Source organism: Vibrio sp. V03_P4A6T147, assembly GCF_002241085.1.
In the GTDB taxonomy this organism is placed as follows: Bacteria; Pseudomonadota; Gammaproteobacteria; order Enterobacterales; family Vibrionaceae; genus Vibrio; species Vibrio anguillarum.
The window spans coordinates 1-9,918 of sequence record NZ_NDIO01000264.1 but is presented as its reverse complement, the minus strand read 5'-3'; the positions used below and the strand labels follow the sequence as shown (position 1 = coordinate 9,918).

Annotated in this window: 10 protein-coding genes and 1 other annotated feature; of the genes, 3 read left to right on the top strand and 7 right to left on the bottom strand. The window is 47.1% G+C overall.

Annotated features, from left to right (window positions below; genetic code table 11):
* Positions 1-174: 174 nt before the first annotated feature.
* The 7 genes from trpA to B9J84_RS10505 all read right to left on the bottom strand — a co-directional run bounded on the left by trpA (position 175) and on the right by B9J84_RS10505 (position 7,209).
* Positions 175-981 (bottom strand): tryptophan synthase subunit alpha, encoded by an 807-nt coding sequence (gene trpA / locus B9J84_RS10535; protein WP_094124086.1) that lies wholly within the window; start codon positions 979-981, stop codon positions 175-177.
* Positions 981-2,171, bottom strand: coding sequence for a tryptophan synthase subunit beta (gene trpB / locus B9J84_RS10530; protein WP_013857145.1), 1,191 nt, complete (start codon positions 2,169-2,171; stop codon positions 981-983). The genes trpA and trpB overlap by 1 nt, the downstream gene beginning before the upstream one ends.
* A gap of 131 nt (positions 2,172-2,302) precedes the next feature.
* Positions 2,303-3,712, bottom strand: coding sequence for a bifunctional indole-3-glycerol-phosphate synthase TrpC/phosphoribosylanthranilate isomerase TrpF (trpCF, locus tag B9J84_RS10525; protein ID WP_094124085.1), 1,410 nt, complete (start codon positions 3,710-3,712; stop codon positions 2,303-2,305).
* Between the two features lie 5 nt (positions 3,713-3,717).
* Positions 3,718-4,716 carry an anthranilate phosphoribosyltransferase gene (gene trpD / locus B9J84_RS10520; protein ID WP_013857143.1) on the bottom strand — a complete coding sequence of 333 codons (999 nt, stop codon included), beginning with the start codon at positions 4,714-4,716 and terminating at the stop codon, positions 3,718-3,720.
* A gap of 20 nt (positions 4,717-4,736) precedes the next feature.
* Complete coding sequence (locus B9J84_RS10515; protein ID WP_013857142.1) at positions 4,737-5,327, bottom strand: aminodeoxychorismate/anthranilate synthase component II; 591 nt, start codon at positions 5,325-5,327, stop codon at positions 4,737-4,739.
* Between the two features lie 5 nt (positions 5,328-5,332).
* Positions 5,333-6,898 (bottom strand): anthranilate synthase component 1, encoded by a 1,566-nt coding sequence (locus B9J84_RS10510; RefSeq protein ID WP_088732219.1) that lies wholly within the window; start codon positions 6,896-6,898, stop codon positions 5,333-5,335.
* 124 nt (positions 6,899-7,022) lie between these two features.
* Positions 7,023-7,125 (bottom strand) — a sequence feature (Trp leader region).
* Entirely contained in the window at positions 7,072-7,209 is a 138-nt protein-coding gene (locus tag B9J84_RS10505) for a hypothetical protein (protein WP_010318233.1), read from the bottom strand. (Overlaps the previous feature by 54 nt.)
* 64 nt (positions 7,210-7,273) lie before the next feature.
* On the opposite strand from B9J84_RS10505, the gene B9J84_RS10500 reads away from it, so the two are divergent.
* The 3 genes from B9J84_RS10500 to rluB all read left to right on the top strand — a co-directional run.
* On the top strand, positions 7,274-8,143 hold the full coding sequence (locus tag B9J84_RS10500; RefSeq protein ID WP_017042022.1) for an RNase RNM: 870 nt from the start codon (positions 7,274-7,276) through the stop codon (positions 8,141-8,143).
* Complete coding sequence (locus tag B9J84_RS10495; RefSeq protein WP_094124084.1) at positions 8,140-8,760, top strand: L-threonylcarbamoyladenylate synthase; 621 nt, start codon at positions 8,140-8,142, stop codon at positions 8,758-8,760. The genes B9J84_RS10500 and B9J84_RS10495 overlap by 4 nt, the downstream gene beginning before the upstream one ends.
* Positions 8,761-8,881: 121 nt before the next feature.
* Positions 8,882-9,918, top strand: a 1,037-nt coding sequence (gene rluB, locus B9J84_RS10490) for a 23S rRNA pseudouridine(2605) synthase RluB (RefSeq protein ID WP_143698854.1), incomplete at its 3' end; no start/stop codon positions are given.

The window sequence follows — 9,918 nt, the reverse complement described above, 5'->3', positions numbered from 1 at the left end:
GACATGAAGCGTGGTTTTTTCAAAAAGAAAACGTTTGCTATTTGTTTTGTCAATTTAATGAGTGTTTGGTTTGTGTTTTGTGAATGAATTTGGCGAGGCGTAAATGTTAAAAAAAAGATCGATTTCTTGGTTTGACTCAGAAATCGATCGGGTTGGTTTTTGCTGTAAACCAATTTATTTCAACGTCGCTGCTTTCATGCTGGAAACGAAATGGCTGAGAGTCGTTAACATTTCATCTGGCTGAGTAAGTCGTTGTTCAATAATTTTCACCACTGCGGATCCCGATATTGCGCCAGCGGCACCGGCGGTGATGGCCTGTTTGACTTGCTCAGGTTCTGATATCCCAAACCCAAGCAATGCGGGTGGGGCATCAAATTGGTTCAGTCTTTCCAACAAGGCATGTACTGGCATATTGGCTTTTGTTTCTGCTCCTGTCACACCGGATCGAGACAGTAGATAAGTATAGCCACGGCCAAGTTTGGCGACCGCGGCTAGGGTCTCATCACTGGCGGTGGGTGGTGCGATGAAAATGGGTTGAATCCCGTATTTGTCTGCCGCCGCGACAAATTCACGGCTTTCATTAGTCGGAACATCGGCGATCAATACTGAATCTACACCCGCATTTTTACAGCGTTGGTAGAAGTTTTCGATGCCGCGTGAATAAACTAGGTTGGCATACATGAGTAGTCCGATAGGCAGGTCGGGATATTGCGCGCGAATTTTGGTTATTAACTCAAAGCAGATATCTGGAGTCGTCCCTGCATCCAGTGCACGAATATTAGCCCCTTGGATGGTTGGGCCATCAGCGAGCGGATCAGAGAAAGGGATACCGAGTTCTAATGCGTCTGCTCCTGCTTCCACTAGCGTTTGCATGATGTGCAGTGATTGCTCTGGATCTGGGTCCCCGATGGTCACAAATGGAACAAACGCACCTTGATTGTTGTCAGCTAAACGCTGAAATAGGGTTTGATAGCGATCCATTACAGCGCTCCTTTCTCTTCTAATAGTTTATGGACGGTGAAAATATCTTTATCGCCGCGACCGGATAGATTCACGACCAATAACTGCTCTTTTTCTGGCTCGGCATACGCCATCTTCACGGCGTAAGCAACCGCATGTGATGATTCCAGCGCGGGAATAATACCTTCGTTACGTGCGATCGATTGGAAAGCATCGAGTGCTTCATCATCGGTAATGCTTTCGTACTCAGCGCGGCCTGTCGCATAAAGATGAGCGTGCTGAGGGCCAACAGAAGGGAAATCAAGCCCAGCGGACACCGAGTAAGACTCTTCCACTTGCCCGTTTTCATCTTGCATCAAAGGTGATTTCATGCCGAAGAAAATACCTGTCTTGCCGTGCTTCAATGGCGCGCCATGCTGGTGGGTATGAATGCCTTTTCCTGCTGGCTCAATGCCAATCAAACGGACATTCTTTTCTTCAATAAAGTCAGCAAACATGCCAATCGCGTTCGAACCGCCGCCGACACAAGCAAGCACCGCATCTGGTAAACGACCTTCGCGAGCCAAAATTTGCAGTTTCGTTTCTTCGCCAATCATACGTTGAAATTCACGGACTATGGTTGGAAATGGGTGAGGCCCCGCTGCTGTACCTAATAAATAGTGGGTGGTTTCATAGGTGGCAGACCAGTCACGTAGCGCTTCATTGCACGCATCTTTAAGTGTTGCTGATCCTGAATGAACGGGGATCACTTCTGCGCCCATCAGCTTCATACGAAACACGTTGGGGCTTTGGCGTTCAACATCTTTTGCACCCATATAAACGCGACATTTTAGTCCCAGTAGTGCGCAGGCCAACGCCGTTGCAACACCATGTTGCCCTGCGCCTGTTTCGGCAATAATTTCATGTTTACCCATACGCTTAGCAAGCAGTGCCTGACCAAGTACTTGGTTGGTTTTGTGTGCGCCACCGTGCAATAAGTCTTCACGTTTTAAGTACAATTTGGTTTTTGTGCCTTTCGTGAGATTTCGCGTCAAAGTTAGCGCCGTTGGCCGACCTGCATACTCTTGTAGTAACGTCATGAATTCAGCACGAAATTCAGGATCTTCCTGCGCATCAATAAAAGCTTGTTCCAATTGGTCAAGCGCTGGTACTAAAATTTGTGGAACGTATTGACCACCGTATTCGCCAAAATAGGCATCGAGTTTTGCCATGATTCGTATCCTTAGTCTCTGTGTTACTGCTGAGTGATTCAGCGGTAATGAATCTGTTGTTATCCCTTGCTACTTGACCTTGCGGCTGGGTGAGTCACTCGCTTTTCAAGCCAATGGGAATCGATTTAGTGTTAGTACTGCCGAATAGCGTCGAACGCTAGGGTTAGCTTGTGTAAGTCTTTTTTTCCCGGTTCGCTCTCAACACCTGAATTAAGATCGAGCCCTAAACAACCGATGTTTGCTGCTTGCTGAGCATTTTCAGGGGATAAGCCACCCGCCAACATGACATCGTTTACCTCGGTTAGTAATTGCCAGTCAAACCGTTGGCCAGTGCCGCCAGATTGCGTTCCTACTTTGGCATCGAATAAGTGACGGTCAATGTGGCGCTCAAGCTTGGTTGGTAGGCAGTCGCTCACGCCATAAGCTTTCCAGATTTCAATCTGGCTAGGTAAGCGAGCTCTCAATTGGTCAACATAGGCTTGATCTTCTTCGCCATGCAGTTGCACCGCAAAGAGTTTTAACGTCGTAGCAATCTGCGTAATGGCTTCAATAGTGTGATTTTGAAACACGCCCACGTAGCGCAGCGGCGCGCCGCTCATCGTCAAACGTGCATTGTCCAAGTCGACATAGCGTTTGGATTGCGGCACAAAAATTAAGCCACCAAACACGGCTCCAGCTTGATAGGCTTTGGCCGCATCGTCAGCATGAGTTAAGCCGCACACTTTGTTTTCGCCGAGCGTCACTTTGCGTACCGCTAGCTCTAAATTTTCTTCGGCCATTAACGAGCTGCCGATTAAAAATCCATTGGCGTATTGTGAAAGTTCACGCACTTGTTGGTGAGTATAAATGCCAGACTCCGAGATGATCATGGTTCCTTCTGGGAGTAACGGTGCCAGCTGTTTAGTGCGATTTAGATCGGTTGAGAGATCGCGCAAGTTGCGGTTATTAATGCCAATAACTTTCGCTTGCAGGGCGACTGCCCGATGCAGCTCTTCCTCATTGCTCACTTCGGTTAAAATACCCATACCCAGTTGGTGAGCCACATTGGCTAGCGTTTGATAGTGTTGATCATCAAGGACGGACAGCATCAATAAAATGGCATCTGCACTGTAGTGACGAGCCAAATAAACCTGATAAACATCAACCATAAAGTCTTTGCAAATCACAGGTTGGCTTACTTGCGCGCGAACGCGTGGCAGAAATTCGAGGTTGCCTTGGAAATATTTTTCATCAGTCAAAACTGAAATGGCGTCTGCATATTGATGGTAAACCGAGGCGATATAATCCAAATCAAAATCTTGGCGAATGAGCCCTTTGGAAGGTGACGCTTTTTTACACTCCAAAATAAAAGCGGTTTTACCCGTGTTTAACGCATCATAAAACGAGCGATCCGATGCGGTTAATAAGTGTTCGAAGCTGCCCAATGGTTGCTGCGTTTTACGCTGCTCGACCCACTCATATTTGTCAGTGACGATTTTGGCCAATACTTTAGCCATTTGAGTATGCTGGGTTGAAATGTGGTCAGAAAGTTGCTCAGGCATGGGGCTTAACCTCTTTGTGCCAGTTGTTGGACAAGCTGATAGGCTTTGCCCGAGTTCATTACACTAATGGCCTGTTGTGTATTGGCTTTGAGATCTTCTTGGCCAAAAAGACGCAGCAGCAGCGCCACATTGACAGCGACGGCAGCCAGTTGCGCTGGCGTGCCTTTCCCAGTCAGCAGGTTGGTGATAATGGCGCGATTCTCCGCAGGCTCACCACCTTGAATGGCTTCGAGTGGGTAGCTTTCAACACCAAAATCTTTAGGTGTTAAGGTGTATTCGATGATGTGTCCATCACGAATTTCAGCCACTAAGGTTTCACCATGAATCGCCACTTCATCTAAACCACTGCCATGAACGACCGCTGCACGTTTCAGTCCCATTTGTAACATGGTTTGGGCAATAGGCAGAACCAGTTCTTTACTGTAAACACCCATCAGTTCAATGTTGGGGCGAGCAGGGTTAATCAGCGGTCCTAATATATTGAAGATAGTGCGCGTTTTCATGGTTTGGCGCACGGGCATCGCATGACGCACGCCACCATGATATTGCGGCGCAAATAGGAAAGCGACGCCCAAATCATCGATGGCTTGGCGAGTATTTTCAGCGCTCATCGCAAGGTTAATACCAAATGAATCCAGTAGATCAGAAGAGCCTGATTTGCTCGATACTCCACGATTACCATGTTTGGCAATTTTTACGCCACAGGCAGCAGCAACAAATGCTGCGGTGGTTGAAATATTAAAAGTATTTGAACCATCACCACCAGTACCGACTATGTCTGCAAAATCATAGTCTGGCCTTGGAAACGGGGCCGCGTTAGCCAATAATGCTTTGGCTGCGCCAGCAATTTCATCGGGTGTTTCACCTTTGATTTTCAGTGCCGTCAATACCGCCGCCATCAAAATAGAGTCGAGTTCACCACGGATGATGACATCAAACAGTTGCTGGCTTTCTGCTTGCGAGAGCGACTGCTGCGCGTAAAGTTTATTAATGATGTTTTCCATAAAATATCCCTATAAATCCGTTAGTGGGTGCTTTTTTCTAAAGCCCAATCGATCGCATTGGCAAGCAATGCTGCGCCATGAGTAGTCATGATGGACTCTGGATGAAATTGAAAGCCGCACACTTTATCTTGCTCTTGCACCACGGACATCACGAGCCCATCAACCTCAGCCGTGATGGTTAAACTATCTGGAACCTCAGTAGCCACGAGGGAATGATAACGAGCAATGGCTAGTGGTGACGGTAGCTGTTGGTAAATACGGTGATGTTGGTGTTCCATCATCGAGATTTTTCCATGAATAATTTCGCCAGCACCCGCGACAGTGCCGCCGTAAGCTTCAACAATCGCTTGGTGACCTAAACAGATGCCAATGATCGGCACTTTGCCCTTAAGGCGTTGGATTAATTGTGGCATGCATCCCGCGTCTGCGGGCGCGCCCGGTCCGGGGGAGAGTAGCAGCAGCGGTTCATCCAATTGAAAGACCGCTTGTTCAATGCTCTGTGCGGCGATGTTGTTGCGATAAACTGTCACCGTATGGCCGAGTGAGCGGAATTGATCAACAAGGTTGTAGGTAAAGGAATCAAAGTTATCGATAAAAATAATGTTGGCCATGTCTGCTACTCCTGATGCGCGGCTTGAATTGCAGAGATCACGGCTTGTGCTTTACCACGTGTCTCGTCGGCTTCCGATTGAGGGTCTGAATCATAAACGACCCCAGCGCCCGCTTGAACTTGCGCAATACCCTGTTCGACATAAGCCGAGCGGATCACAATGCAAGTATCTAAATCGCCTTCCCCGGTAAGATAGCCTACCGCGCCACCGTAACTGCCACGGCGGGCTTTTTCCACGTTACGGATAAGCTGCATGGCGCGAATCTTCGGCGCACCAGTGAGTGTGCCCATATTCATGCACGCTTGGTAAGCGTGCAGTGCATCGAGATCGCTTCGGAGTTGACCCACCACGCGAGAAACCAAATGCATAACGTGACTGTAGCGATCCACTTTCAATAAATCAGCGACGTGGCGCGTTCCTGCTTGTGCAATACGCGCGACATCGTTGCGCGCAAGGTCGACCAACATCATGTGTTCAGCGTTCTCTTTTTTGTCGCAACGTAGTTCAAGTTCAATGCGGCTATCTAAATCAAAATCAATTGAACCATCGGCGCGTTTACCACGGCGGCGAGTCCCTGCGATAGGGTAAATCTCAATCTGGTTGGTTTCGGTGGCGTATTTCAATGCGCTTTCAGGAGAAGCGCCAAACAGAGTAAAGCGTTCGTCTTGCATATAAAACATGTAAGGGCTTGGATTGCTCTCTTTCAGTTTTTTATAAGCAGCAAGTGGTGAAGGGCAAGGCAGGGTAAATCGGCGAGAAGGGACCACCTGAAAAACATCGCCTTTCACGACAAATTCTTTTAACGCTTGAACGGTCTTGCAAAACTCTTGGTCAGAAATATTCGTTGTCACGCTTACGTTAGCTACGGTTTTGGCTTGCGGTAGTAATTTGGGTGCGGCACATTGCTGCGCGATCTCTTGTAAACGAGTAATTAATGTTTCGCGCATTGTTGGCGTGGGGTTAAAAACACTGGCTTGCAACTGACAATGCTCAGTTTTATGGTCAATCACTAACAAGGTTTCCGCGATATAAAAAACGTAGTCTGGACACTGATTAGTCGTATCGGCATTTCCTAGCGGTTCGAAGTTGGCCACCAAATCGTAGGCAAATAAACCGCCTAGAAAGAGGGCATGTTTATCGTGATGACGAAGATCGAAACTGTGCTGCACGAGACGTAGTGCATCAAAAGAAGAGGCTTCGCGTAGGCGAGAATCTTCGTCTAGCGTGTCGCATGGTGCTTGAAATTGAAGTGTTAAGGTATTTTGTTGTAACTGATGTTCAATATCCGTTTTAATATTACGCTGTAGATGTTCGATGAGCTGTTGACCATTGTCTGTCAATGCGTGAAAAGTGACAACGTGACCAAAGCAAGTGATGCGCACGGCAGCATCAACCAATAATAGACTTTTGAGATCCTGTTTTGAGTCGATCTCGGCGGATTCTAATAGCAAACAATCTGTTTTTGACTCACATAGCGTATGAAATAGACGTGTTGGATCTTGGGTATAAGGCACGGACATATTGATTACGTCAATTTGGCCTAAGCTTTTAATTTCAATGGTCTTATTCACAAGACCTCCTTGATGAATTTTAATGTTCCTGTCGTCCATACTCGCATAATCTTCTTAGAGACCCAATCTTCACTTTGGGGGTTTCGCTGTTTTATTGCGCAATGTAATGTGAGCTATTCGACAAAATAAAAAGCCCGCTCATTGAGGCGGGCTTTGTGAATTCGTGTTCTATTTTAAAAGTACACGGTTGCCCACCAAGAACTTGTCCAAGTGTGCCACCAATTGAGCTCAGATGAAGCTGCGCTTAAATTGTGATTATGGTTTTGGTTAAATTCTTGTAACATGGTCAACCTCAAATACGTGCCTTGCATTTGCGTACTAGTTAACTAGTGCGAGAGTAAAAAGTCAAGCCTAAAAGATGGCCAAAATAAAATTATGAGAATTGATCTACATAGCCACACCACTTCTTCAGATGGCAGGTTATCGCCGCAAGCGTTAATCGATAGGGCGCTAAGCTTTGATATTGAGGTATTGGCGATCACTGATCACGATACGACTGATGCATTAACTATTGCTCATGACTATATTAATCAGCAACAATTACCCATCACCTTGATCGATGGCATCGAGATTTCCACGGTTTGGCAAAATAAAGATATTCATATTGTTGGGCTCAACATCGACTCAAACGCTCAAGCTCTGCAGCAGTTAATTGAGCAGCAAAAGGCACATCGTGTGCAGCGCGCACAATTGATTGCACAACGATTGCAAAAAGTGACACGTGAAGGGGTGTTAGAAGAGGTGCAAGCCATCGCCGGAGAAGCACCGATTACTCGTGCGCATTTCGCAAAATGGCTGGTTGAACAGGGTTTTGCGAAGAACATGCAGCAGGTGTTCAAAAAGTTTCTCACCCGCGATAATCCCGGGTATGTACCACCCAGTTGGTGCTCGATGACCGATGCCGTTGAAGCAATACACGCCGCTGGTGGCCAAGCGGTATTAGCGCATCCTGGACGATATGACTTGACGACCAAGTGGCTCAAGCGCTTAATAACGGCGTTTGTAGAAGCGGGTGGTGACGCTATGGAAGTGGCACAGCCACAACAAGCGCCACAAGAAAGACGTAATTTGGCTGATTATGCCATACAATACAATCTATTAGCTTCTCAAGGCAGTGACTTTCATTACCCCTCACCTTGGATGGAACTGGGGCGAAATCTTTGGTTGCCTTCTGGCGTCGATCCTGTCTGGAAAGATTGGGGTTTAAGCCCTGTAGATAGACTCAATAATGAGGAATTACAATGAGCCAGTTTTTTTACGTTCATCCAGAAAACCCGCAGACTCGCTTGATTACTCAAGCGGTTGCCATTATCCGCAATGGCGGAGTTGTTGTGTACCCAACGGATTCTGGTTATGCACTAGGCTGCCAACTAGAAAATAAACAAGCATTAGAGCGTATTTGCCAAATTCGCCGCCTTGATGATAAGCATAATTTTACCTTGCTGTGCCGTGATTTGTCAGAGCTCTCTTTTTATGCGCGTGTGGATAATACCGCTTTTCGCTTGCTCAAGAATAATACACCTGGCCCTTATACCTTTATTTTTAAAGGGACCAAAGAAGTGCCACGTCGGTTGATGAATGCGAAGCGTAAGACGATCGGTATCCGCGTGCCTAATAACCGTATTGCACTTGATTTACTTGAAGCGTTAGGTGAACCGCTAATGTCCACTTCACTTATTTTGCCCGGCAACACCCATACAGAATCGGATCCAGAAGAGATTCGGGATCGCCTTGAGCATGCCGTGGATGTCATTTTAAACGGGGGTTATTTAGGTGAACAGCCGACGACAGTGATTGATTTCAGTGAAGATGATATGGTGGTTGCTCGCGTGGGAGCGGGCGATCCAACACCTTTTGAATAGCTTTTGAGTAGGCCATCAAAACGAGTGCTTTTTGGCGTAGAATTTGAGATACTATGCGGCCGCGATTTTGGGGTCGCATTTTTTCATTCGACGTCTGTGAAGACGACACATAGGTAGATAAATGAGCGAAAAGTTACAAAAAGTTTTAGCACGAGCTGGTCATGGTTCTCGTCGTGAGTTAGAAGCTTTGATTAGAGCAGGACGTGTCAGTGTTAATGGCAAGGTAGCTATGTTGGGCGAGCGTCTAGAAGATGATAACGCAGTTGTGCGTATTGATGGACATGCTGTTTCCGTTAAAGCGCCAGAAGAGGTTATTTGTCGAGTGCTTGCCTACTACAAACCGGAAGGTGAGCTTTGTACCCGTCATGATCCAGAAGGTCGTCGGACGGTATTTGATCGTCTACCTAAAATTCGTGGTTCGCGTTGGATTTCAGTTGGCCGCTTAGATGCCAACACCTCAGGCTTACTTCTCTTTACTACCGATGGTGAATTGGCGAATCGCCTTATGCACCCAAGCCGTCAAGTAGAACGCGAATATTTAGTGCGTGTTTTCGGCGAAGTGAACGAGCAGAAAGTGCGTAACCTCGTTAAAGGGGTTGAGCTAGAAGATGGCTTGGCACGCTTTGAAGATATCGTTTACGCTGGTGGTGAAGGTATGAACCATACTTTCTACGTCGCGATTAACGAAGGCCGTAATCGTGAAGTTCGTCGTCTTTGGGAATCTCAAGATACCACAGTGAGCCGTTTGAAACGCGTTCGTTATGGCGAGATCTATTTGGACAAAAAACTGCCACGCGGCGGTTGGATGGAACTGGATCTTAAAGATGTAAACTATTTACGTGAATTGGTTGAACTGCGTCCTGAAAAAGAGACGATGCTAGATTTGAGCAAAGACAACACTTCACGTACTCGTGAGCGTGCGCGTAGCCAAAAAATTCGCCGTGCCGTTAAGCGCCATGAAGAGCGCGTAACGACGACGGGCAAGCCTAAAAGTCGTACGACCAATGGTACAACGACGAATGGTAAGAAAACTAACGGTACGACAACCAATGGCACAACTACTGGCCGTCGCAAGCCTGCTTCAAGTACCCGTAACAGTGGTGCCGATGGTAGCCGCGGCACTGGTCGGCCTCAAACTGGTAAAGCGAAAGCGCCACG

Excerpts from the sequence above, each read along its gene's own strand:
- trpA (WP_094124086.1), bottom strand. The coding sequence starts at position 981 with ATGGATCGCTATCAAACCCTATTTCAGCGTTTAGCTGACAACAATCAA.
- trpB (WP_013857145.1), bottom strand. The coding sequence starts at position 2,171 with ATGGCAAAACTCGATGCCTATTTTGGCGAATACGGTGGTCAATACGTT.
- trpCF (WP_094124085.1), bottom strand. The coding sequence starts at position 3,712 with ATGCCTGAGCAACTTTCTGACCACATTTCAACCCAGCATACTCAAATG.
- trpD (WP_013857143.1), bottom strand. The coding sequence starts at position 4,716 with ATGGAAAACATCATTAATAAACTTTACGCGCAGCAGTCGCTCTCGCAA.
- B9J84_RS10515 (WP_013857142.1), bottom strand. The coding sequence starts at position 5,327 with ATGGCCAACATTATTTTTATCGATAACTTTGATTCCTTTACCTACAAC.
- B9J84_RS10505 (WP_010318233.1), bottom strand. The coding sequence starts at position 7,209 with ATGCAAGGCACGTATTTGAGGTTGACCATGTTACAAGAATTTAACCAA.
- B9J84_RS10500 (WP_017042022.1), top strand. The coding sequence starts at position 7,274 with ATGAGAATTGATCTACATAGCCACACCACTTCTTCAGATGGCAGGTTA.
- B9J84_RS10495 (WP_094124084.1), top strand. The coding sequence starts at position 8,140 with ATGAGCCAGTTTTTTTACGTTCATCCAGAAAACCCGCAGACTCGCTTG.